The 21,235-nt window shown below is 72.9% G+C and carries 27 protein-coding genes; 16 read left to right on the top strand and 11 right to left on the bottom strand.

What is annotated here, in order from left to right; translation table 11 throughout:
- From AB7J25_RS24410 to AB7J25_RS24400, 3 genes are all read right to left on the bottom strand, one after another.
- On the bottom strand, positions 1 to 2,006 hold a 2,006-nt coding region (locus AB7J25_RS24410), incomplete at its 3' end, for an FtsK/SpoIIIE domain-containing protein (protein WP_428512529.1).
- Positions 2,007 to 2,014: 8 nt separating this feature from the next.
- The gene (locus tag AB7J25_RS24405) at positions 2,015 to 2,266 is read right to left on the bottom strand and encodes a hypothetical protein (RefSeq protein ID WP_428512527.1); all 252 of its coding nucleotides are present in this window, start codon (positions 2,264 to 2,266) and stop codon (positions 2,015 to 2,017) included.
- A 34-nt stretch (positions 2,267 to 2,300) separates the two neighbouring features.
- Positions 2,301 to 2,561, bottom strand: coding sequence for a hypothetical protein (locus AB7J25_RS24400; protein ID WP_428512525.1), 261 nt, complete (start codon positions 2,559 to 2,561; stop codon positions 2,301 to 2,303).
- A 195-nt stretch (positions 2,562 to 2,756) separates the two neighbouring features.
- On the opposite strand from AB7J25_RS24400, the gene AB7J25_RS24395 reads away from it, so the two are divergent.
- The 16 genes from AB7J25_RS24395 to AB7J25_RS24320 all read left to right on the top strand — a co-directional run bounded on the left by AB7J25_RS24395 (position 2,757) and on the right by AB7J25_RS24320 (position 16,152).
- A complete protein-coding gene (locus AB7J25_RS24395; RefSeq protein ID WP_428512523.1) occupies positions 2,757 to 3,809 on the top strand; it encodes a hydrogenase expression protein HypE in 1,053 nt (350 codons plus the stop codon).
- A 7-nt stretch (positions 3,810 to 3,816) separates the two neighbouring features.
- Positions 3,817 to 5,625: a nickel-dependent hydrogenase large subunit gene (locus AB7J25_RS24390; protein ID WP_428512521.1), complete on the top strand. Its 1,809-nt coding sequence runs from the start codon at positions 3,817 to 3,819 to the stop codon at positions 5,623 to 5,625.
- Positions 5,625 to 6,209 (top strand): NifU family protein, encoded by a 585-nt coding sequence (locus AB7J25_RS24385; RefSeq protein WP_428512519.1) that lies wholly within the window; start codon positions 5,625 to 5,627, stop codon positions 6,207 to 6,209. Before AB7J25_RS24390 ends, AB7J25_RS24385 begins: the two co-directional genes overlap by 1 nt.
- Positions 6,206 to 7,054, top strand: coding sequence for a DUF5947 family protein (locus AB7J25_RS24380; RefSeq protein ID WP_428512517.1), 849 nt, complete (start codon positions 6,206 to 6,208; stop codon positions 7,052 to 7,054). The genes AB7J25_RS24385 and AB7J25_RS24380 overlap by 4 nt, the downstream gene beginning before the upstream one ends.
- A gap of 1 nt (position 7,055) precedes the next feature.
- Positions 7,056 to 7,763 carry a DUF6084 family protein gene (locus AB7J25_RS24375; protein WP_428512515.1) on the top strand — a complete coding sequence of 236 codons (708 nt, stop codon included), beginning with the start codon at positions 7,056 to 7,058 and terminating at the stop codon, positions 7,761 to 7,763.
- Positions 7,760 to 9,160 (top strand): hypothetical protein, encoded by a 1,401-nt coding sequence (locus AB7J25_RS24370; RefSeq protein ID WP_428512513.1) that lies wholly within the window; start codon positions 7,760 to 7,762, stop codon positions 9,158 to 9,160. The genes AB7J25_RS24375 and AB7J25_RS24370 overlap by 4 nt, the downstream gene beginning before the upstream one ends.
- A 158-nt stretch (positions 9,161 to 9,318) precedes the next feature.
- Entirely contained in the window at positions 9,319 to 9,828 is a 510-nt protein-coding gene (locus AB7J25_RS24365; RefSeq protein ID WP_428512511.1) for a hydrogenase maturation protease, read from the top strand.
- Positions 9,806 to 10,084: a HypC/HybG/HupF family hydrogenase formation chaperone gene (locus tag AB7J25_RS24360; RefSeq protein WP_428512509.1), complete on the top strand. Its 279-nt coding sequence runs from the start codon at positions 9,806 to 9,808 to the stop codon at positions 10,082 to 10,084. Before AB7J25_RS24365 ends, AB7J25_RS24360 begins: the two co-directional genes overlap by 23 nt.
- Complete coding sequence (gene hypD / locus AB7J25_RS24355; protein WP_428512507.1) at positions 10,081 to 11,250, top strand: hydrogenase formation protein HypD; 1,170 nt, start codon at positions 10,081 to 10,083, stop codon at positions 11,248 to 11,250. The genes AB7J25_RS24360 and hypD overlap by 4 nt, the downstream gene beginning before the upstream one ends.
- A gap of 107 nt (positions 11,251 to 11,357) precedes the next feature.
- Entirely contained in the window at positions 11,358 to 12,431 is a 1,074-nt protein-coding gene (gene hypE / locus AB7J25_RS24350) for a hydrogenase expression/formation protein HypE (RefSeq protein WP_428512531.1), read from the top strand.
- A gap of 12 nt (positions 12,432 to 12,443) precedes the next feature.
- Complete coding sequence (locus AB7J25_RS24345; RefSeq protein ID WP_428512505.1) at positions 12,444 to 12,773, top strand: hydrogenase maturation nickel metallochaperone HypA; 330 nt, start codon at positions 12,444 to 12,446, stop codon at positions 12,771 to 12,773.
- Positions 12,774 to 12,955: 182 nt separating this feature from the next.
- Entirely contained in the window at positions 12,956 to 13,600 is a 645-nt protein-coding gene (hypB, locus tag AB7J25_RS24340) for a hydrogenase nickel incorporation protein HypB (RefSeq protein ID WP_428512503.1), read from the top strand.
- A gap of 37 nt (positions 13,601 to 13,637) precedes the next feature.
- Positions 13,638 to 14,537: an NAD(P)/FAD-dependent oxidoreductase gene (locus tag AB7J25_RS24335; RefSeq protein ID WP_428512501.1), complete on the top strand. Its 900-nt coding sequence runs from the start codon at positions 13,638 to 13,640 to the stop codon at positions 14,535 to 14,537.
- Positions 14,538 to 14,595: 58 nt separating this feature from the next.
- Positions 14,596 to 15,033 (top strand): SRPBCC domain-containing protein, encoded by a 438-nt coding sequence (locus AB7J25_RS24330; RefSeq protein ID WP_428512499.1) that lies wholly within the window; start codon positions 14,596 to 14,598, stop codon positions 15,031 to 15,033.
- Positions 15,034 to 15,042: 9 nt separating this feature from the next.
- Positions 15,043 to 15,387, top strand: a complete 345-nt coding sequence (locus tag AB7J25_RS24325) for an ArsR/SmtB family transcription factor (RefSeq protein WP_428512497.1) — start codon at positions 15,043 to 15,045, stop codon at positions 15,385 to 15,387.
- A gap of 24 nt (positions 15,388 to 15,411) precedes the next feature.
- Complete coding sequence (locus AB7J25_RS24320) at positions 15,412 to 16,152, top strand: DUF899 domain-containing protein (protein ID WP_428512495.1); 741 nt, start codon at positions 15,412 to 15,414, stop codon at positions 16,150 to 16,152.
- A 98-nt stretch (positions 16,153 to 16,250) separates the two neighbouring features.
- Here AB7J25_RS24320 and AB7J25_RS24315 read toward each other — a convergent pair whose 3' ends face one another.
- The 8 genes from AB7J25_RS24315 to AB7J25_RS24280 form a co-directional block, all read right to left on the bottom strand.
- Positions 16,251 to 16,910 (bottom strand): D-sedoheptulose-7-phosphate isomerase, encoded by a 660-nt coding sequence (locus AB7J25_RS24315; RefSeq protein WP_428512493.1) that lies wholly within the window; start codon positions 16,908 to 16,910, stop codon positions 16,251 to 16,253.
- Positions 16,907 to 17,128, bottom strand: a complete 222-nt coding sequence (locus tag AB7J25_RS24310; protein ID WP_428512491.1) for a HypC/HybG/HupF family hydrogenase formation chaperone — start codon at positions 17,126 to 17,128, stop codon at positions 16,907 to 16,909. The genes AB7J25_RS24315 and AB7J25_RS24310 overlap by 4 nt, the downstream gene beginning before the upstream one ends.
- 109 nt (positions 17,129 to 17,237) lie before the next feature.
- Positions 17,238 to 17,825, bottom strand: a complete 588-nt coding sequence (locus AB7J25_RS24305; RefSeq protein ID WP_428512489.1) for an SIS domain-containing protein — start codon at positions 17,823 to 17,825, stop codon at positions 17,238 to 17,240.
- The gene (locus tag AB7J25_RS24300) at positions 17,707 to 18,180 is read right to left on the bottom strand and encodes a helix-turn-helix transcriptional regulator (protein ID WP_428512487.1); all 474 of its coding nucleotides are present in this window, start codon (positions 18,178 to 18,180) and stop codon (positions 17,707 to 17,709) included. The genes AB7J25_RS24305 and AB7J25_RS24300 overlap by 119 nt, the downstream gene beginning before the upstream one ends.
- A 103-nt stretch (positions 18,181 to 18,283) precedes the next feature.
- Positions 18,284 to 19,075, bottom strand: coding sequence for an MOSC domain-containing protein (locus AB7J25_RS24295; RefSeq protein WP_428512485.1), 792 nt, complete (start codon positions 19,073 to 19,075; stop codon positions 18,284 to 18,286).
- Between the two features lie 115 nt (positions 19,076 to 19,190).
- Positions 19,191 to 20,132 carry an ABC transporter substrate-binding protein gene (locus tag AB7J25_RS24290; RefSeq protein WP_428512483.1) on the bottom strand — a complete coding sequence of 314 codons (942 nt, stop codon included), beginning with the start codon at positions 20,130 to 20,132 and terminating at the stop codon, positions 19,191 to 19,193.
- A 33-nt stretch (positions 20,133 to 20,165) separates the two neighbouring features.
- Positions 20,166 to 20,879, bottom strand: a complete 714-nt coding sequence (locus AB7J25_RS24285; protein WP_428512481.1) for an ABC transporter permease — start codon at positions 20,877 to 20,879, stop codon at positions 20,166 to 20,168.
- Positions 20,880 to 20,945: 66 nt separating this feature from the next.
- A partial coding sequence (locus AB7J25_RS24280; protein WP_428512480.1) for an ABC transporter permease subunit occupies positions 20,946 to 21,235 on the bottom strand: 290 nt, incomplete at its 5' end.

Below are 21,235 nucleotides of genomic sequence, written 5' to 3'. Positions count from 1 at the left end.
TCGCGGACCTCGGGCGCGAAGAGCCCGTCGGCCCAGGCGCCGTCCACGTACGCCTCGTGCAGGATCCGCTGGACGCGGTCCACGGTGCCGCGCGCGGTGGCGTCGGGGATGCGGGCGATCTCGTTGCCGTGCCGGACCCCGGACTCCGGGTTGATCACGGCGTGCCAGCGCGGCAGGTCCAGCGTGGCGTCGTTGCGCTCGGCGAGGACCTGCCGCGCCCGGGGCAGGGCGATGCGCAGCACGAACTGCTCGAAGATCGCGCGGCGGCCCCAGAACGCCTCGATGCCGGAGACGTCCTGGCTGGCCAGCACCAGGTGGATGCCCTGGGAGCGGCCGCGCCGGGCGACGTCCTCCAGCAGCGCCGTGGCCGTGCGGGTGACGGCATCGCGCTCGGCGAACAGGTACTGGAACTCGTCGACCACCGCGACGATGCGGGGCCAGCGCCCGTGCGGGTCGGCGGCCCGCAGCTCCTCCAGCTTGGTGACCTCGTGGGCCTTCGCCGCCTCGGCGCGGCGGCGCATCTCGTCCACGAGGAACTGCAGCAGCGCCACCCCGAACTCGCGGTCGGTGTTGATGTTGACGCCGACGAGGCGGGCGTGCGGGAGCCAGGTGGTGTCACGCAGCCCTGGCGCGAACTGGGCGAACGACACGCCCTCCTTGAAGTCCAGGAGGTAGAACTCCAGCTCGTGCGGCGGGTAGCGGGCCGCGAGGCTCGCGATCATCGCGAGGATGAGGTTCGTCTTGCCGGTCCCGCTCGGACCGCCGATGAGCGCGTGCGGGGAGGCGTCGGCGAGCGCGATCGGCACCGGCAGCCCGTCCGCGAAGCCCAGCGGGGCGTGCAGGCCCGCGATGGAGCGGTCCGCGCCCCAGGCCCCCGCCCGGGGCAGCAGGTCCTGGAACGAACCGATCCGGGCCTGCCACTCCAGGTGCCCGGCGACGACGGCGTGGCAGGCGGCGGTGACCGTCTCGCGCGGCAGCGGCTCGTCCGGGGTCACGGTCGCGTACGGGCCGGTCATCGAGCAGAGGACCCGCTCGTCGCCGAACCGGACCGTCTCCACCTGGGCGTTCATCGTCATCGGCACGTCGAGCAGGACCAGCTGCACCCCGCAGGCGAGCCCGCCGCGGGCCACCCGCTGCAGCTGGCGGCGGTCCTCGTCGCGCAGCGCCTGGCGGTTGCCGAGCAGCACCGCCACCACCCACGGCTCGGTGCGCTCCTTGGTGTGCGAGGCCTGCTCGCGCAGGGACGTGCGGCCGTCCACCAGCACGCGGGTGTGCACGCGCCGGATGCGGTCCGAGAGCTCGTCCAGCAACGGGCCGAGCAGGGCGGGGTCGTGCACCGTGAGCAGGCCGGTGCGGGTGAGCGGGTACATGCCCGGCAGCGATCCGGTGAACTGGCCGACGTCCCACACGTGCAGCTGCACCCGGCCGGGCCGGAAGTAGCTGAGCACGCGCATGAGCAGCGACTCGACCATCGCCTCGGCGCGGACCCGGCTGCCGGGGGTGGAGGTGATCTGCAGGTGGGACTCGTCGAGCAGCGGCACGCCCACCCCGAACGGGCGTCCGCCCGCGTCGAACCGGGCGGTGCCGATCCGCCACAGCTCGGGTGCCGGGGACGCGCCGTCGGCCGTGCCCACGCTGCCGAGCCAGCCCTGCGGCGGCTCACCCGCCGAGCCCGGCGCGGCGTGGGCGAGCAACTCGTCCAGCTCGTCGGGGGCGCCCTCCAGCCAGTTCCCGAACTCCCGCGCGCGGTCCGCCTCGACGGCCGCCACGGCGGCGGCCAGGCGCGGGTTGGCGAGGACCCGCTCCATCCCGGGCTGCTGGCGCAGCGCCTCCAGGCCGTCCTCGCGCAGCCACTTCTCGACCATCGCGACGGCGTGCTCGACCGCCGCGGCCTCCCGGATGCGTGCTGCCGCGCCCAGCGTCGCCGTCGCCGCGGCGTGGAACGCGGCGAACGCCTCCCGGATGCGTTCCCGCCGGTCGCTGCGCCGCCCGCCGACCACCGCCACCCGTCCTCTTACAGCCGCGCGTCGAGGTCGTCGACCGCCACGTCGCCCGCGCCGAGCAGCGGAGCGAGGTCGTCGAGCGCCTTGCGCGCGCCCGCGAGCGCGGGCGGGACCACGGTGTCGCCGTGGACCTCGGCGAGGTCCTCGAACAGCGTCGCCGCCTCGTCCAGGCGGGCCTGCGCGGTGCTCACGCTGCCGCGGGCTTCCCCGAGCCGTTCCTTCACCTCGGCCAGCAGGAAGCGCAGCTCGGCGACGGAGGTCATCACGCCGTCCGGGTCGTCGTGAGGGTCGTCCGGGTCACAGCCGTGCCGCGATGCCGTCGGCCTCGTTGCTCGCGGCGTTCACCTGGTTCATCGCGTCGTCGATGGCGTTGATCGCGCCGGCCAGGGTGGCGACCGCCTGGTCGAAGTCGCCCTGGCTGCTGCCGTCGCCCGCCTGCTGCAGCGTCTGCTGCGCGCCTTCGAGCGAGTCGCGGCCCTGCTTCAGCGCTCCGAGGCTGTCGTCGATCTCCTGCTTCGCCTGCTGCACCTGCTGCCGGAGCTCGCCCGCGCTCGCCATGGACGTGCCTTCCCTGTCGTGCCACCGCTGTTGAGCGCAACCTACGCCCTCCGGCCTCGCCGAGCGCGTTCGCACTACCTGTGCCGCGCACTTACGTCCCGACGTCGGGATCAGGACTCTTGTGGCCTCGATCACCGTGTCCGCGCACGCAGTGGTCGCCCGGCCCACCACCACAGGCACGGAAGGCGACGCCGCATGACCGCACCGAGCGACACCGAGACCCCCCCGATCCACATCCTGTGGATCAATGCCGGCCTGTCCTGCGACGGCGACTCCGTCGCCCTCACCGCCGCGACGCAGCCCAGCATCGAGGAGATCGCACTGGGCGCACTGCCCGGCCTGCCGAAGATCGCGGTGCACTGGCCGCTGATCGACTTCGACAACGGTCCGGTGGGGAGCAACAACGACTTCATCGAGTGGTTCTTCCGCGCCGACCGCGGCGATCTGGACGGACCGTTCGTGCTGGTCGTGGAGGGGTCGATCCCGAACGAGAAGATCAAGCCGGAGGGGTACTGGTGCGGGTTCGGCAACAACCCGGACACCGGGCAGCCGATGACCACCAGCGAGTGGCTGGACCGGCTCGCACCGAAGGCGCTCGCGGTGCTCGCGGTCGGCACCTGCGCCACGTACGGCGGCATCCACGCGATGGCGGGCAACCCCACGGGCGCGATGGGTGTGCGTGACTATCTCGGCTGGAACTTCAAGACCCCGGCCGGGCTGCCGATCATCAACGTCCCGGGCTGCCCGGTGCACCCGGACAACCTCTCCGAGACGATCCTCTACCTGCTCTACCAGGCCGCGGGCAGCGCACCGATGATCCCGCTGGACGCCGAGGGCCGTCCCACGTGGCTGTTCGGCAACACGGTGCACGAAGGCTGCGACCGCGGGGGCTACTACGAGCAGGGCCAGTTCGCCTCGGAGTACGGCCAGCCGGAGTGCCTGGTCAAGCTCGGCTGCTGGGGCCCGGTCGTGAAGTGCAACGTCCCCAAGCGCGGCTGGATCAACGGCGTCGGCGGCTGCCCGAACGTCGGCGGCATCTGCATCGGATGCACGATGCCGGGGTTCCCGGACGCGTTCATGCCGTTCATGGACCCACCGCCGGGAAGCCGGGTCTCGGCAGGCGGGAGCAAGGCCTACGGCGGCGTCATCCGCAGGCTGCGCGACATCACCATGAAGAAGGTCGACAAGGAACCGCGGTGGCGGTCGAACGGCCGCGAGCTGACCACCGGATACCGGAAGCCCTGGTGAGGACCACATGACCACCACGCAGCCCCGCCACGCCCTTAGCGACACCGAGAAGGCCGGTCTCACCGAGATGTCGTGGGACCCGATCACCCGCATCGTCGGGAGCCTCGGGATCTACACGAAGATCGACTTTGGGACGAACCGCGTGGCCGAGTGCCACTCGACGTCGTCGATCTTCCGCGGCTACTCGATCTTCATGAAGGGCAAGGACCCGCGCGACGCCCACTTCATCACCAGCCGCATCTGCGGGATCTGCGGTGACAACCACGCGACGTGCTCGGTCTACAACCAGAACATGGCCTACGGGGTGCGCCCGCCGCACATCGGCGAGTGGATCGTGAACCTCGGCGAGGCCGCCGAGTACATGTTCGACCACAACATCTTCCAGGAGAACCTGGTCGGGGTGGACTACTGCGAGAAGATGATCGCGGAGACCAACCCCGGCGTCCTGGACCAGGCCAACCGCACCGAGGCCCCCAACGCCGGCATCCACGGCTACAAGACCGTCGGCGACATCATGCGGGCGCTCAACCCGTTCACCGGCGACTTCTACCGCGAGGCGCTGCAGGTCAGCCGCTACACGCGCGAGATGTTCTGCCTCATGGAGGGGCGCCACGTGCACCCGTCCACGCTCTACCCGGGCGGCGTCGGGACGGTCGCGACCATCCAGCTGTTCACCGACTACTACACCCGCCTCATGCGGTACGTGGAGTTCATGAAGCGGGTCGTCCCGATGCACGACGACCTGTGGGACTTCATCTACGAGGCGATGCCCGGCTACGAGGAGGTCGGGCGCCGCCGCGTGCTGCTGGGCTGCTGGGGCTCGTTCCAGGACCCCGACCACTGCGACTTCCGGTACCGCACCATGACCAACTGGGGCCGCAAGATGTTCGTCACCCCCGGTGTGGTGGTGGACGGCAAGCTGGTCACCAACGACCTCGTCGAGATCAACCTGGGCCTGCGGATCCTGCTCGGCAGCTCGTTCTACCGGGACTGGGCCGACCAGGAGATGTTCGTGACGGCCGATCCGCTGGGCAACCCGGTGGACCGCCGCCACCCGTGGAACCAGCACACGATCCCCGCGCCGCAGAAGCGCGACTTCGACGACAAGTACTCGTGGACGATGTCGCCGCGCTGGTACGACGGCAAGGACCACCTCGCCCTGGACACCGGCGGCGGCCCGCTCGCCCGCCTGTGGCCGACGGCGCTGTCGGGCCTGGTGGACATCGGCTTCGTCAAGGCCACCGGGTCGAGCGTCGAGATCAACCTGCCGCGCACGGTACTCAAGCCCGAGGTCCAGTTCGTCTGGAAGCCGCCGGTCGACAAGAAGGGCCAGCCGCTCTCGAACGCGATCGAGCGCAACCGGGCACGGACCTACTTCCAGGCCTACGCCGCGGCGTGCGCGCTGCACTTCATCGAGAAGGCGCTCGCCGAGGTGCGCGGCGGGAACACCAAGACCTGGGAGAAGTTCACCGTCCCGGACGAGGCGATCTCCTGCGGCTTCACCGAGGCGGTGCGCGGCGTGCTGAGCCACCACATGGTGATCCGCGGCGGCAAGATCGCCAACTACCACCCGTACCCGCCGACGCCGTGGAACGGCAGCGTGCGCGACACCTACGGCACGCCCGGCCCGTACGAGGACGCCGTCCAGAACACGCCGATCTTCGAGGAGAGCCGCGGGGACGACTTCAAGGGCATCGACATCATGCGCGCAGTCCGCAGCTTCGACCCGTGCCTGCCCTGCGGCGTGCACATGTACAAGGGTGACGGGAAGCCGCTGCACCGCATGACGTCGCCGTCGACCTTGAACGTCATCTGATGGCCTCTACCGACCTGGACCCGCCCGGCCTCGCCCAGCGCATCGAGGAGCTCCTGCAACGCATCGGTGCCGAGGGCGGGCCGGCGGTGGGGTACGCGGCCGAGGAGCTCGTCCGGGTGCTGATGCGGTTCTACGGAGCGGGCCTCGAGCAGATGGTGGCGATCGTGCGCGCCGGGGCGGGCGACACGATGGTGCACCGCATGGCCGCGGACCCGCTGGTCGCCGGCCTGCTGGCGCTGCACGACCTGCACCCGGTCCCGCTGGAGCAGCGGCTGGGCCACGCGCTGGACACCGCGCGGCGGCGGCTGGGCGCGCACGGCGCGGGGATCTCCCTCGGGGAGATCGACGACGAGGGCCGCGTGCACGTGGTGCTCTCCGGCGGCGGGTGCGGCACGGACACGGTCAAGGACGTCGTCGCGGCGGCGGTGAGCGAGCTCGCACCCGAGGTGGCGGGGGTGGTGTTCGATGCCGAACCGGTCGGGCCCGCGCTCCTGCAGATCGGGTTCCGGGCCCCGGCGGAACCCACCGGCCCGGCCTCCGGTGCCGAGGTCCGGGAAGGCGTCATGACCGGCAGAGTTCCGTGACCGGCGGAGGCGGAGGGCGAGGGAGCATCGCAGCGAGCGCCAGCGAGCGAGGAGCGGACCGAGCCCGGGAGCCGACCAACCGGTACGGGCTGGCAGGCCTGTCGGGACTGCGCCGCTTCCTCGCCGAGCCCTCGGCCGCGCCCCCACCCGCGCGGGAGGTGTGCGAGCTGTGCGCGACGCCGGTGCCGCCGGAGCACCCGCACCTGGTGCACGTGGCGGACCGGCGGATGGTGTGCGCCTGCGGGCCGTGCGGGTTCCTGTTCTCGAACCCGGGTGCCGGCGAGTACCGCCGCATCCCGGACCGGGTGCTGGTCGACCCGGACCACGCGGTCTCCGATGCCGTCTGGGACGCGCTGAAGATCCCCGTCGGGATCGCCTTCTTCCTGCGCAACTCGGTGCGCGGCACGGTCGTGGCCTGCTACCCGGGACCGGCGGGGGCCACGGAGAGCGAGCTGGAGCTGGAGGCGTTCGCCGCCGGGATCGGGGCGGGGCCACTGGCCGCCGAGCTGGAGCCGGACGTCGAGGCGCTGCTGGTGCGCCGTGCGGGCGCGGGCCGGACGGCCGGGGAGGCCGAGTGCCTGCTGGTGCCGGTGGACGCCTGCTACCGGCTCGTCGGGCTGGTGCGGCGGCGGTGGCGCGGGTTCGACGGCGGCAGCGAGGCGTGGGAGGCGATCGACGGGTTCTTCGCGGAGCTGCGGGAGCGGGCCGTCGAGATCCGGGCGGTGCCGGCTGCGGCCACGGCCCGGGGCACAGCGCCGGGGACCGCGCCGGGGACTGCAGTGGGGTGGCTTTACTCCGAACAGACCGGAGCAAAGCCACCCCACTGCGACGGCGGGGAGGGCTGACGTGCTCCGGTTCACCTGCGTGGGTGCCCGGCCGGAGCCGTTCGCGGCCGGGCCGGCGCTGCTGTTCCGGCTGCGCATCGACGCTCCCGAGGACCGGCCCGTCCACTCGATCGCGCTGCGCTGCCAGATCCGCATCGAGCCCCGCGGCCGCGCGTACACCCCCGCCGAGCAGGCCCGCCTCGGCGACCTGTTCGGGGAGCCGTCGCGGTGGGGCGAGACGCTCAACCCGCTGCAGCTCGCGACCGTCGGCCTGACGGTGCGCGGGTTCACCGGCAGCACCGAGGTGGACGTCCCGGTGCCACTCACCTACGACCTCGACATCGCCGCCACGAAGTACTTCCACGGCCTGGAGGCGGACGGCTCCGGTTCGGCGCGCGACGTCCCGCTGCTGCTGCTCTTCTCCGGCACCGTCTACCACTCGGGCGCCGGATCGGGCATCCAGCTGGGGCTCGTGGACTGGCATGCCGAGGCGCAGTTCCGGTTGCCGGTGGCGACGTGGCGCGCCGCGATGGACGAGCACTACCCAGGCGGTGGGTGGGTGCGGCTGCACCGCTCGACGCTGGACGCGCTGCTCGCGTACCGCTCCGCGCACGCGATCCCGACGTGGGACGACACGGTGGAGCGGCTGCTCAAGGAGGTTGCGTCGTCGGGCCCGCCCGCCCCGGGAGCATCGCAGCGAGCGCCGGCGAGCGAGGAGGGCCCGCCGTGACGTTCGACGAGGCCGTCTTCGACGAGGTCGCCGCGGTCGCGGACGCGGTGCTGTTCGAGGGGTACCTGCTCTACCCCTACCGGGCGTCGGCGCAGAAGAACGTGCTGCGCTGGCAGTTCGGCGTCCTGACCCCGGACGACGACCCGAGCGAGCCGTCCCGCAACCGCACGGAGTGCCTGCTGGAGCCGGGCTCGGCGAGCGTGCTGCGGCTTCGGCTGCGGTTCCTGCGCCTGGAGCTGCGCCAGCCGTGCGGTCCGGACGGCGCCCCGGTCCCCGAGCTCACGGTGGACGGGCTGCGGCATCTCGCCTTCGAGGAGGGCATCCCGGTGCACGTCGACGCCGAGCTGCCGCTCACGGAGCTCCTGGCGGGCGGGTGCACCGTGCCGGTGGCGCTACCCGCCACCGAGATCGTCGAGGACCTGGACACGGTGCGGTTGGTGCGCACGACCTGGGAGATCCGGGGCCGGGTCCTGGTGAGCCTCTCCGACCTGCCGGGGCCGTACCTGGTGCACCGGCTGCGGTTCGACGTCGTCAACGACGGGGCGTGCCCGCCGCGGGCGCCGCGGGCGGAGGTGCTGCGGACCTCGCTCATCGCCGCGCACACGGTGGTGCACGCCCCGGGCGCGGCGTTCGTCTCCCCCGTCGACCACCCGCGCTGGGCCGAGCCGATGGTGCGGGAGTGCACGTGCGAGCACACGTGGCCGGTGCTCGCGGGGCCGGAGGGGCGCGCGGACCTGCTGCTCAGCTCGCCGATCATCCTGCACGACCACCCGCAGATCGCGCCGGAGTCGCCGACGAACCTCTTCGACGGACTGGAGAACGACGAGATCCTCACGCTGCGCACGCTCACCCTGACCGACGCGGAGAAGGCGGAGGCACGGGCGACGGACCCGCGCGCGGCGGGGATCATCGACTCGATCGAGGAGATGCCGCCGGAGATCCTGGAGCGGCTGCACGGGGCGATCCGGTCGCTGCGCCCGGCCGCGCGCGCCGACGAGATCCCGACCTGGGGCACCTCGCGGCCGTTCGGTGACGCGATCGGCGGTGGTATCGGTGCCGACAGCCCCGAGGTCGCGCCACCGGAGTCGACGCCGTGGTGGGACCCTGGCGCGGACGCCTCGGTCGATCCGGACACGGACTCCGTGCTCGTCGCGGGCGTGGCGGTGGCGAAGGGGAGCCGGGTGGTGCTGCGGCCGCGGAGATCGGGCTCGCACGGCACGGACGCCCAGGACCGGTTCCTCGACGGCCTGACCGCCACCGTCCACGCGGTGGTGCACGACGTCGACGGCGGCGTCCACGTGGCGGTCTCGGTGGACGGCGACCCGGCCGCGGAGCTGCAGCTCGCGCACGGCCGCTTCCGCTACTTCCGCCCGGACGAGCTGGAGCCCGCACCGTGAGCGAGGACCGGGTGAGCATCGCAGCGAGCTCCGGCGAGCGAGGAGCGGAGGCCGGTCCGCAGCGAACAGTTGGCACCGTGAGCGAGGACCGGGTGAGCATCGCAGCGAGCTCCGGCGAGCGAGGAGCGGAGGCCGGTCCGCAGCGAACAGTTGGCACCGTGACCAGGGTGCTGGTGGCGGGCGTCGGGGACATCACGCTCACCGACGACGGGTTCGGCGTGGAGGTCGTCCGGCGGCTGCACGGCCTCCCGGAGGGCGTCGAGGTGGTCGACTTCGGCCTGCGCGCCCGCGACCTCGCGTTCCAGCTCCTGGACGGCTACACCGCCCTCGTGCTCGTCGACGCGATCAGCCGCGGCGCGAAGCCCGGCACGCTCTCCGCGCTGGAGCACGACCTGAGCTCCGGGGACCCGGTGGCGCCGTCGCTGGGCGCCGGGCACCAGATCGACCCGGACACCGTCCTGAACATGATCGTCGAGCTGGCGGCTGCGTTCGGGGAACGCCCGCCCGGCCGTGTCGTCGTGGTCGCCTGCGAGGCCGCGTCGTTCGACGAGGCGATCGGGCTCAGTCCCCCGGTCGCTGCGGCCGTGGACAGCGCCGTCGCTGCGGTCCGCGACATCGCCACCCAGCTCGTGGAAGGGAGACACCGTGTGCCTGGGCATTCCCGGTGAGGTGATCGAGCTGATGCCCGGTCACGAGGACCTCGCCATGGTCAGCGTCGAGGGCGTGAAGCGGGCGGTGAACGTCGGGCTGCTCTCGGAGGAGGGCGGCGTCGAGCCCGGGGACTGGATCCTCATCCACGTCGGGTTCGCGCTCTCCAAGATCGACGAGAAGGAGGCGAAAGCGTCCCTGGAGTTCCTCATGGGCCTCGGTGACGCCTACACCGACGAGCTTCAGGCCCTCGCGGAATCGGACATCCGGCCATGAGGTACGTCGACGAGTTCCGCGACGCCGGGTTGGCCCGGGCGCTGTCGACGAAGATCGCCGCGCTGTGCGAGCCGGGACGACGCTACACGTTCATGGAGGTGTGCGGTGGGCACACGCACACGATCTACAAGCACGGGCTGGAGGACTACCTGCCCGAGACCGTGCAGCTCGTGCACGGCCCGGGCTGCCCGGTGTGCGTGATCCCGATGGGCAGGGTGGACGATGCGGTCGCGATCGCCGAACACGACGACGTCATCCTGACCTCGTTCGGCGACATGCTGCGGGTGCCGGGCGGGAACGGGTCCTTCCTCGACGCCAAGGCGGCGGGTGCGGACATCCGGATGGTCTACTCGCCGCTGGACGCGCTGAAGATCGCCCGGCGCAACCCGGACAAGCGCGTGGTGTTCATGGCGATCGGCTTCGAGACCACCGCACCGTCCACCGCGATGACGGTGCTACGCGCCGCGGCGGAGGGGCTCGACAACTTCTCGATCTTCTGCAACCACGTCACGATCCTCCCGGCGATCAAGGCGATCCTGGACTCCCCCGACCTGCGTCTCGACGGGTTCATCGGCCCCGGCCACGTCTCGACGGTGATCGGCTGCGCACCCTACGACTGGATCTGCTCGCGCGAGGGCAAGCCGCTGGTCTGCGCCGGGTTCGAGCCGCTGGACCTGCTGCAGGCCGTCCACCAGTTGATGCTCCAGTTGCGCGAAGGCCGTTGCGAGGTGGAGAACCAGTACGCCCGGGTCGTCCCGTGGAACGGCAACCCCAAGGCGCTGAAGGTGATCCGCGAGGTGATGGAGCTGCGGCCGCACTTCGAGTGGCGCGGGCTGGGGTTCATCGCGCACTCGGCGCTGCAGGTGCGCGAGGCCTACTCCGCCTTCGACGCCGAGCGGATCTTCGACGTGCCGGGCGTGCGGGTCGCCGACCCGAAGGCGTGCCAGTGCGGGGAGGTGCTGAAGGGCGTGCTGCGGCCGTGGGAGTGCAAGGTGTTCGGTACCGCCTGCACGCCGGAGACGCCGATCGGGACCTGCATGGTCTCCAGCGAGGGCGCGTGCGCTGCGTACTACAACTTCGGGCGGTTCACCCGGCAGCGGATGCGCTCGTCGGTCGGCGGAGCCGTCGACCTGCCCGTGCCGACGGTGGGGCCGGTCGTCCGATGACCACGTCCGGCCCCGCGCCCACCCCCGGACTGCGCGAACGGCACGAACGGGAAGACCTAGCTCCAGTACGTGCCGTTCGCTCGGGGGAACCGGGAGCCGCCCCGGAGCTGTCGCGGGAGGAGCAGGTCCTCGCCCGCATCGAGAAGGCGCGCCGGCGCAGGCCGAAGGTGCGCGAGGAGCGGATCACCCTCGCGCACGGAGCGGGCGGCAAGGCCACGCACACGCTGATCGAGGCGGTGTTCGTCGACGCCTTCCGCAACCCCGAGCTCGAACGGCTGGAGGACGGCGCCGCGCTCGCGATCGACGGCGCCCGGCTCGCGTTCACGACGGACTCCTACGTGGTCTCGCCCCTGTTCTTCCCCGGCGGGGACATCGGCGATCTCGCCGTCAACGGCACGGTCAACGACCTCGCGATGTGCGGCGCCCGGCCGCTGCACCTGTCGTGCGGGTTCATCCTCGAGGAGGGCTTCGCGGTCGCGGACCTGCAGCGGATCGTCGCGTCGATGGCCGCGGCCGCCGCGGCGGCGGGCGTGCAGATCGTCACGGGCGACACGAAGGTCGTCGAGCGCGGAAAGGCCGACGGCTGCTTCGTCACCACCGCGGGGGTCGGGGTGCGGGAGCGCGACCTCGCGCTATCGGCGGCGGGCGCCCGGCCCGGTGACCGCGTGCTCGTCTCCGGCCCGATCGGCGACCACGGTGTGACGATCATGCTGGCGCGCGGCGAGCTCGACATCTCCGCCGACCTCGTGTCCGACACCGCACCGTTGCACGGCATCGCCGCGGCCCTGCTCGACGCCGGTGGTGGCGGCGTGCGCTGCCTGCGCGACGCCACCCGCGGCGGGGTGGCGACGATCTGCAACGAGGTCGCGACCGCCTCGCAGGTCGCGGTCGTCCTCGACGAGGCCGCCGTGCCGGTGCGCCCCGTCGTCACCGGGGCGTCGGAGATGCTCGGCATCGACCCGCTCTACGTGGCGTGCGAGGGTCGCTTCGTCGCGGTCGTCGCGCCGGACCGGGCGGACGCCGCGCTGGCCGCGTTGCGGGCGCACCCCCTGGGTGAGGACGCGGCGATCATCGGGACGATCGCCGACGACCCACCCGGGATGGTCTTGCTCAAGACGGCGTTCGGCGGCACCCGGATCGTCGACATGCTGGTCGGCGACCCGCTGCCGCGCATCTGCTAGGAGCGCTGTGAGATGCACGAGCTGTCCGTGACGCAGACGGTGGTCTCCACGATCACCGGTCGCCTCGGCGAGCGTCCGGTGCGGCGGGTGCGGCTGGAGGTCGGGCGGCTGTCGGGGATCGTGCCCGATGCCATGCGCTTCTGCTTCGACATGGTCACCGCGGGCACCACCTGCGAGGGGGCGGTGCTGGAGATCGACGAGCCGCCGGGGCACGCGCGGTGCCGCTCCTGCGGAGCGGACTTCGAGACGGCCGAGGTGTTGCCCCTGTGCGCGTGCGGGAGCGCGGACGTCGCCGTCACCGGGGGGACGGAGCTGCGGATCCGAGAAGTGGAGATGGCCTGATGTGCGCAACGTGCGGGTGTCACGGGGACTCGGGTGACGGCGGGGTGCGCGTGGTCGACCCGGCCGCGCCGGGGCATCTCCACCCCCACTCCCACCCTCACCCCCACCCTCACCCCCACCCGAGCGAACGGCACGAACGGGAAGACCTATTGCCCGAACGGGCCGTTCGCGCGGGGGAGGTGGTGGATCTCGAAGCCCACGTCCTCGCCGCCAACGACGCCCTCGCCGCCGTGAACCGCCGCCGCTTCGCCGAGACGGGGATCCTCGCCGTCAACCTCATGAGCTCGCCGGGCTCCGGCAAGACCACGCTCCTGGAACGCACGGTGCGCGATCTCGCGGGCGAGCTGCCCGTCGCCGTGCTGGAGGGCGACCAGGAGACCCTCGTCGACGCCGAGCGGATCCGGGCCGCCGGCGCCCGCGCCGTCCAGGTCAACACGGGGGCGGGCTGCCACCTGGACGCGACGATGGTCGCCCGCGGCGTGGACGTCCTCGTGCCCGAGGACGGCTCGGTGCTGTTCGTGGAGAACGTCGGGAACCTCGTCTGCCCGGCGCTGTTCGACCTCGGCGAGGCCGCCCGCGTGGTCGTCATGTCGGTCACCGAGGGCGCGGACAAGCCGCTCAAGTACCCCCACATGTTCCGCACGGCCGATCTCGTCGTCGTCAACAAGATCGACCTGCTGCCGTACGTCGACTTCGACGTCGCCGCGTGCGTCGCGAACGCCCGCCGCGCGCGCCCGGGCGTCGCGACGATCGAGGTGTCCGCGACCCGCGGGGACGGCCTGGAGGGCTGGTACGCCTGGCTGCGCGCCCTGCACGCCCGGCTGTAGCACGCCCGAGCACGCCCGGCGCCGTAGCGTGACCGGGATGGCGGTGGTCGTCGTCGGCGCCGGTATCGCCGGCATCGCGTGTGCGCGGGAGCTGCAGACCCGCGGGGTGGACGTGCGGGTGCTCGAACGGGCGGGTCACCCCGGCGGGCGGATGGCGAGCCCGACGCTGCACGGGCGACCCGTCGACCTGGGCGCGGCGTACCTCACGACGCGCGACCCCGAGTTCACCCGGCTCGTCCAGGGCTGGGCGCAGCGTGGGCTCGCCCGGCCGTGGACGGACACGTTCGCGGTCGCGGGCGGCGAGCCCACCACCGGGCCGGTCCGATGGGCGGCACCGCACGGGCTGGGCAGCCTCGTCGCGGATCTCGCGCGCGGCCTGGACATCGAGTTCGGCCGGACGGTCGAGCGGGTCGGCCCTGGCCCGGTGGTGGACGGGGAGCGCGCGGACGCCGTCGTCCTCGCGATGCCGGACCCGCAGGCGCGGCGCCTCCACGACGGCGTCCCCCCGGCGCAGGACTGGGAGCCGGTGGTCGCAGTGGTGGCCGGGTGGGCACGTCGGTGCTGGCCGGAGTTCGCCGCGACGTTCGTCAACGACCACCCGGTGCTCTCGTTCGTCGCGGACGACGGGAGCCGCCGCGGGGACGGCGCCCCCGTGCTCGTGGCGCACACGACGGCCCTCCAGGCCCGCGCGCACGACGCCGACCCCGCCGGTGCGGTCCCGGCGGCGCTGCAGGCACTGCGCGAGCTGCTGGACGTCCCGCCCCCGGTGTGGACCCACGCGCGCCTGTGGCGCCACGCCCGGCCGGGCCAGGACCGTGACGCGCCGTTCCACCTGGGCACGGACGGCGTCGGGCTGGCCGGGGACGGCTGGGGTTCGGCGCGGGTCGAGACCGCGTGGCGATCCGGGTTCCTGCTCGGGCGCATCCTGACCCCTTGACGCAACCAGTGAGTTGCCATAGTGTCGCAACCATCAAGTTGCGATAAAGGAGGCAACCATGGGATTCCCCGACCGCATCGAGCGCACCGTCGATCTCGCCCACCCGCCCGCCCGCGTGTGGGACGCGCTCACCACCGCCGAGGGACTCGGCACCTGGTTCGGCAACGAGGCCACCATCGACCTGCGGCCCGGCGGGGCCGCCCGGCTGCGCTGGGACGAGGGGCCCGAGCAGGAACTCACGATCGAGCGCGTCGAGAAGCCGCACGTCTTCGGCTTCACCTGGCAGATCTACGGCCTGCCCGCGGACGACCCGCGCCGCACCTACGTCGAGTTCACGCTCGAACCGGCCGGCCCCGGGACGCGGCTCACCGTCGTCGAGACCGGGTTCGCGCAGCTCCCGCCCGACCTCCACAAGGTCGCCTTCGACGGCAACACGCACGGCTGGCGCGCCGAGCTGGGCGACCTGGTCGCCTACCTCGACGGCCGGGCCGCCTGAACTGCCCCGATGGCATCCGAACCGATCGCCGCCGGCACCGAGGCGGTCGCCGAGCAGGTGTTCGTCGCCCTCGCCGACCCGACGCGGCGCGCCATCCTCGGCGCGCTCGCGTCCGGCGGTCCCGCGACGGCCACGGACCTCGCGAGCACGCTGCCGATCTCCCGGCAGGCGATCGCCAAGCACCTGGCCCTGCTGGCCGAGACCGGGCTCGTCACCGCCGAGCCGGGCGAGCGGCGCCGGGTGCGCTACCGGCTGCGCTCCGCGCCCATGCAGGTGGCGCAGCAGTTCCTGGCCGCCCTCGCCCGCGACTGGGACGGCCCCCTCGACGCCCTGCGGGCCCACCTCGACCGGTGAGCCCCGACCCGGAAGGACACCACCGTGCAGATCGTTTCCGCCGCCGAATGGAACGCCGCCCGCGAGCGGCTGCTCGTGCAGGAGAAGGAGCTCACCCGCACCCGGGACGCGCTGGCCGCGCAGCGCCGCCGGATGCCGTGGCTGGCCGTGGAGAAGCCGTACGCCTTCGAGACCCCGGACGGCACCGCGAGCCTGCTCGACCTGTTCGCGGGCCGCCGCCAGCTCGTCGTCTACCGGGCGTTCCTCGAGCCCGGCGTGTTCGGCTGGCCCGAGCACGCCTGCCGTGGCTGCTCGATGATCGCCGACCACGTCGGCAACCTCGCCCACCTCAACGCCCGCGGAACCACCCTCGTGTTCGCGTCCCGCGCGCCCCAGGCCGACGTCGCGCGCGTGAAGGAGCGCATGGGCTGGACGATGCCGTGGGTCACGATCACCGACTCGTTCGACACCGACTTCGGTGTCGACGAATGGCACGGCACCAACGCCTTCATCCGCGACGGCGACCGCGTCTTCCGCACCTACTTCGTGGACCGCCGCGGTGACGAGGTCTTCGGCAACACCTGGAGCTACCTCGACATCACCGCGCTCGGGCGCCAGGAGGACTGGGAGGACTCCCCGGTGGGCCACCCGCAGACCAGGCCGTACGAGTGGTGGAACTGGAGCGACTCCTACGAGCCCGGGGCCGCGCCCGACCAGGAGTGGGTGGACCGGTCGAACGCCGCGCTGCCCAGCCAGGCGCCGCGCACCGCGGGCGGCTGCTGCTGATCCGCCCGCCTGCCCCCGCCCCCGTCGAGAACGACGTTGTGCTGATCAACAGGGCCTCTGCAGCTGCAGAACGTCGTTCTCGACGGGCAAACCCCGGGTCACGTGGGACGCAGCTCGCCCTGCACCAGCTCCCACAGCACGTGGTAGGTCGTCGTCTGGGCCTCCTGGATGCGGTGCACCGACGCCGACGGCATGACGAACAGGTGGTCGATCACGCCGTCGGCGGCCTGGTCCGCCATCGCGCCGCCCGTGTAGCCCGCGAAGCCGACCGTGAGCATCCCCCGCTCGTGCGCCGCGACGAACCCGCGCAGCACGTTAGCCGAGCCACCGCTGGTCGACAGGCCCAGCGCGATGTCGTCGCGCCCACCGGCCGCCGCCAGCGGCCGGGCGAACACCAGCTCGAACCCGACGTCGTTGGCCAGCGCCGTGAGCGTCGCGACGTCGGCGGGCAGCGCCACCGCGGGGAGCGCCCGGTACCCCGGCCCCGGATCGACGTGCAGCGCCGCGACGGCCGCCGCGTCCGTCGCCGACCCACCGTTGCCGAAGGTGAACAGCCGCCCACCGCGGGCGAACCGCGCCGCCGTCGCCGCCGCGCACTCCGCCAGCTCCGGCGCCTGGTCCGCGATCACGGCCCGGCGCAGCCGGTCGATCTCACCGACCTTCTCCGCCGTCGAACGGGCGACATCCGCCAGCAACGTGGCCACGTCCGGACCGCTGCGACCACCGCTCAGGAACGGGTACAGGTCCTCGATGCTCACGGCTGCCCCGATCCGACCACCGCGATCGCCTCACCGGCGTGCACCAGCACGGTGTCCCCCACCGCGGCGTCGACCAGCGCGACGCTCACCTCCTCCGCCGTGCCCGCCCCCGTGTCGACGAGCGCCAGCGCGCCGTCGCGCAGCTCCAGCACGACGAACGGGAGGGCCTGGTCGGAGCAGGTGATGCAGACGTCGCCCGGATGCGGATCAGGCCTCATGGCCGCCCCGCCCGTGCGTGACGTCGATGCCCGGCTCGTCCTGGGCCGCTCCACCGACGGTCGGCTCCAGGCACGCTCCGCTCCTCCCTCGCCAGAGCTCGGTCGATGCTCACGCGCCCTGCGCCTCCAGGAACACGTGCACGAGCTCCCACAGCACGTGATAGGCCGTCACGTGCCCCTCCCGGACGATCCGCGGGTCCTCCGACGGCACCGCGATCACGTGGTCGGCCGCGCAGCCACCCGCGTCTGCGCCCACCAGCGCCATCGTCAGCAGCCCCCGCTCGCGGGCGTCGGCCAGCACCGGGGCGACCGCGGCCGCCCGCGGTCCGTCGGGCGCGAACGCGAGCGCGATGTCCCGAGGGCCCGCGAACAGCTCCAGCTCCGCGGCGAAGCCCGCCTGCCCGCCCGGCAACGCGAGCGCGGGCAACGCCCGCTTGCCCACGATCACCGGATGCACGAACTCGACGACGACGTGCGCGGCGTCCGCGGCCGACGCGCCCGCACCGAACGCCACCAGCCGGCCACCGTCGCGGAACCGCTGCGCCATCGCGTGGCAGGCGGCCGCGAGCCGCTCCGCGTCAGCGGCGAGGGCCGCGACCGGGGTGCTGCGACGCGCGAAAGCCTCCCGCGCGGCCGTCTCGGTGAAAGCCGCGCTGGTCCGGCAGCCGGTCGTGGACGCGTTCGTGCGGGCCGTCATGGCGGCTCACCTCCCGGCCGTCGGCCGCGACGACCCGTGAGTAGCGGTCGAGGAACACGTGCAGGGCCTCATGCGTCTGGTCCAGCCCGACGGCCTGCTCGTCGAGGCTCACGATCCCGTCCTCGGTGATGAAGTACGTGCGACGCGCGGGCCCCACGTCCGAGGTCTGCCACTGCGAGCGCACCAGCCCCATCCGCTCCAGCCCCCGCAGGGTGCGGTAGACGGCCCCGGCGTCGCCGTCCCCGTCGTGCATCGGTCTCAGCCGGGCCGCGAGCTCGTAGCCGTGGTCGGGCCGCTCGCGCAGAAGCAGCAGGAGGCATGGCTGGAGGAAGTTCCTCGGTTCGAGCGCGGCCATCCGGCACGTCCCTCGGCTTCGGCGGTGGTGGACGCCTTGATCCCCCGATGCTGCCAGCATGTGGCGTAAGCCACAACCCGATGCCATGAGGCCGTTTAGGGGACTACCCGGCGATCCGGACCTCGTCTCCGTCACGCACAGTGCCCGCCCGCAGAACCTCCGCGTACAGGCCCGCGCAGGGCAGCGTGCCGAACCCGGGAACGTCCACCCGGTTGTCGCGCATCAGCGGCCGCACCGCATCCGGACGCAGCGGCAGGTCGCCGTGCGCGAGCGTCGGGACCGAGCAGCGCGGCGTCGGCAGCACGCCCCGCAGCACCACCTCGCCGACGGCGATCTCGCGCCCGACCCAGCCGTTCTCGACGAACGCCTCCTGTCCACCCTCCACCACGATGTTCGGCCGGTAGCGGATCGCCTCGGTGCCCAGCCGGTCCAGCGTCGCGGTGGTGATCAGGTGCACCGGGGCGTAGTCGACGAACGACTCCCCCGGCGTGCCCTGCGCGATCTCCAACGTCGCGAACGGCACCTCCGCCTCGACCCCGGCAGCGATGACGTCCTCCGGGGCGGGCCGCTCCACCTCGGCGCCGGCGGGCCGCCGCGCCGTGAGCACGACCTCGCGACCCAGCAGCCCCGACACCTGCACACCGACCTCGTCCGGCGTGATCGTCCGCCCGCCCGGCAGGGTGACCCGAACGCCCGCCGCCGTGAACGCCGCGGCGCACTGCAGCAGATCCCGGTACCGGCGCGGGTGCTTCGCCGTGGCCACGCGGCCGGTCTCGGTGTCGACCAGCGCGAGACCGCGGTCGCCGGTCAGCCCGGACGGGGTGAACTCGGCAGCGTCCAGGTCCTCGCCGAGCATCGACTTGACCGGGTAGCGCCGCAGCCTCGAGACGCGCATGAGTAGCACGCTACCGTCCGGTCGGGCCGCGACGCAGCCCCACTCGCCGGGAGGGCGGCCCGACCGCGGGCGGGCCGCCCTCGACCGGGGGTCGCCTCCCCGGCGCTCGTCCGGTCTACAGGAGACCCTGCGACTGCAGCCACTCCTTGGCCACCACGTCCGGGTTCGGCTTGTCCGCCCCGCCGAGCTGGCCGTTGAGGTCGAGCAGCACCTGGGTGGTGAGCTTCGCCGACACGGCGTTCAGCACCTCCTTGACCTGGTCCGTCGCCTTCGCGCTGTTGATCAGCGGGACGACGTTCTGGGCCGCGAAGTTGTTCTTCGGGTCCTCCAGCGCGACGAAACCGTTGTTCGTGATCGCGGGGTCCGAGGTGAACAGGTCGGCCGCCTGCACGTCACCGTTCTTCAGCGCCGCGACCGTGAGCGGGCCGCCCACGTCGAGGGACTTGTACTCCTTGAACGTGCAGTTGTAGGTCTCCTGCAGGCCCGGGATGCCGTCGGGACGGGTCTGGAACTCCGGCGGGCCGCCGAACACGAGCGTCGGGCACAGCGGGGCGAGGTCCTCGATCGTCTTCACGTTGTTCTGCGTCGCGAAGGCCTGTGTGACGACAACGGCGTCCTTGTCCTCGGCCTCCGAGCGGTTCAGGACGATGAGCGGGGCGGGCACCACCTTCTGCAGCGCCGCGTACACCTCGTCGGGCGAGGTCTCGGTGGCGTTGGGCTGCAGGAACTGCAGGAGCACGCCCGTGTACTCGGGCACGAGGTCGATCGAGCCGTCCTTCAGGCCCGGGAAGTAGGCCTCGCGGCTCTGGATCGGCGGCAGGATGTCCACCGCGACGCCCTTGGCCTCCAGCGCCTGGCCGTAGATCTGGGCGAGCAGCACGTTCTCGGGGAAGTTCGCCGACCCGATCTTGATCGGGGTCCCCGCGTCACCGGAGCCGGCGGTGGGGCTGGAGCCCCCGCCCGAGAGCGGGTCGCCACCACCCCCGCCTCCGCACGCGGTGACCGCCAGCACCATCGCGGCCAGGATCGTGGGCACGGCCGCCAGACGCTTCCTCATGTCCTCTTCTCCTTGCGTCGGGTCTCGGGAGTCTCAGGTGGTCGACGTCGCCACGCTCGCGGCGTCCGGCGCGCGCCGCCGCCGCGCACCCCGTGGCAGGCGCAGCCCCGGCGAGACGACGCTGCGCTGGACCCCGGCGAGCAGCAGGTCCGCCGCCACGGCGAGCAGGGCCACGAGGATGGAGCCCGCGGCCATCTCCGCGTAGTTGCGCACGGAAAGGCCGTCGATGATGTAGCGGCCGAAGCCGCCGAGGGAGACGAACGCGGCGATCGTCGCGGTCGACACGACCTGCAGCGTCGCGCTGCGCACCCCGCCCATGACCAGCGGGAGGGCGTTGGGCAGCTCCACGCGCAGCAGCACCTCGCGCTCGCTCATGCCCATCCCCCGGGCGGCGTCCACGATGGCCCGGTCCACGGCCTGCACGCCCGCGTAGGTGCCCGCGAGGATCGGCGGCACCGCCAGCACGACCAGCGCGATCAGCGGCGCCCCCAGGCCGATGCCGATGAACCCGACCAGCAGCACCAGCAGGCCCAGCGTCGGCAGCGCGCGCAGGCTGTTCGCCATGCCGACGACCAGGAACCCCCCGCGGTGGGTGTGGCCGACCGCCAGGCCCACCGGGATCCCGATCACCGCGGCGATCACCACCGCCAGCACCGTGTAGAAGAGATGCTCGGCCAGCCGGGTCGGCACCCCGTCGGGGCCGGACCAGTTGGCCGGGTCGGCGAACCAGTTGAGGACGGCGTTCACGCGCGCTCCGCCTTCGCTCCGCGCTGGGCGTTCACGCGCGCTCCGCCTTCGCTCCGCGCCGGGCGTTCACGCGCGCGCCCCCGCCCCGACCCGCGTCCACGGCGTGATCAGCCTGCCCGCGTGGAGCAGCAGCACGTCCACGATCAGCGCCAGGAGCATCACCAGCACGATCCCGGTGATGATCTCCGCGGGGATGTCGCGCTGGAAGCCCTCCGTGAACAGCTGCCCGAGCCCGCCCAGCCCGACCAGCGCACCGACCGTCACCAGGCTCATGTTCGACACGGCCGCCACCCGCAGCCCCGCGATCACCACCGGCACCGCCAGCGGCAGCTCGACGCCGACGAACCGGCGCGCCG

Origin of the sequence: Pseudonocardia sp., from assembly GCF_050246655.1 — a bacterium.
Taxonomy (GTDB): Bacteria; Actinomycetota; Actinomycetes; order Mycobacteriales; family Pseudonocardiaceae; genus Pseudonocardia.
The sequence above is the reverse complement of the archived record's forward strand: the minus strand, read 5'-3'. Positions and strand labels throughout refer to the sequence as shown.

What these genes read in the sequence shown, in the direction of transcription:
- AB7J25_RS24405 (WP_428512527.1), bottom strand. Translation starts at nt 2,266, where the DNA reads ATGACCTCCGTCGCCGAGCTGCGCTTCCTGCTGGCCGAGGTGAAGGAA.
- AB7J25_RS24400 (WP_428512525.1), bottom strand. Translation starts at nt 2,561, where the DNA reads ATGGCGAGCGCGGGCGAGCTCCGGCAGCAGGTGCAGCAGGCGAAGCAG.
- AB7J25_RS24395 (WP_428512523.1), top strand. Translation starts at nt 2,757, where the DNA reads ATGACCGCACCGAGCGACACCGAGACCCCCCCGATCCACATCCTGTGG.
- AB7J25_RS24390 (WP_428512521.1), top strand. Translation starts at nt 3,817, where the DNA reads ATGACCACCACGCAGCCCCGCCACGCCCTTAGCGACACCGAGAAGGCC.
- AB7J25_RS24385 (WP_428512519.1), top strand. Translation starts at nt 5,625, where the DNA reads ATGGCCTCTACCGACCTGGACCCGCCCGGCCTCGCCCAGCGCATCGAG.
- hypD (WP_428512507.1), top strand. Translation starts at nt 10,081, where the DNA reads ATGAGGTACGTCGACGAGTTCCGCGACGCCGGGTTGGCCCGGGCGCTG.
- AB7J25_RS24345 (WP_428512505.1), top strand. Translation starts at nt 12,444, where the DNA reads ATGCACGAGCTGTCCGTGACGCAGACGGTGGTCTCCACGATCACCGGT.
- AB7J25_RS24335 (WP_428512501.1), top strand. Translation starts at nt 13,638, where the DNA reads ATGGCGGTGGTCGTCGTCGGCGCCGGTATCGCCGGCATCGCGTGTGCG.
- AB7J25_RS24330 (WP_428512499.1), top strand. Translation starts at nt 14,596, where the DNA reads ATGGGATTCCCCGACCGCATCGAGCGCACCGTCGATCTCGCCCACCCG.
- AB7J25_RS24325 (WP_428512497.1), top strand. Translation starts at nt 15,043, where the DNA reads ATGGCATCCGAACCGATCGCCGCCGGCACCGAGGCGGTCGCCGAGCAG.
- AB7J25_RS24310 (WP_428512491.1), bottom strand. Translation starts at nt 17,128, where the DNA reads ATGAGGCCTGATCCGCATCCGGGCGACGTCTGCATCACCTGCTCCGAC.
- AB7J25_RS24305 (WP_428512489.1), bottom strand. Translation starts at nt 17,825, where the DNA reads ATGACGGCCCGCACGAACGCGTCCACGACCGGCTGCCGGACCAGCGCG.
- AB7J25_RS24300 (WP_428512487.1), bottom strand. Translation starts at nt 18,180, where the DNA reads ATGGCCGCGCTCGAACCGAGGAACTTCCTCCAGCCATGCCTCCTGCTG.
- AB7J25_RS24295 (WP_428512485.1), bottom strand. Translation starts at nt 19,075, where the DNA reads ATGCGCGTCTCGAGGCTGCGGCGCTACCCGGTCAAGTCGATGCTCGGC.
- AB7J25_RS24290 (WP_428512483.1), bottom strand. Translation starts at nt 20,132, where the DNA reads ATGAGGAAGCGTCTGGCGGCCGTGCCCACGATCCTGGCCGCGATGGTG.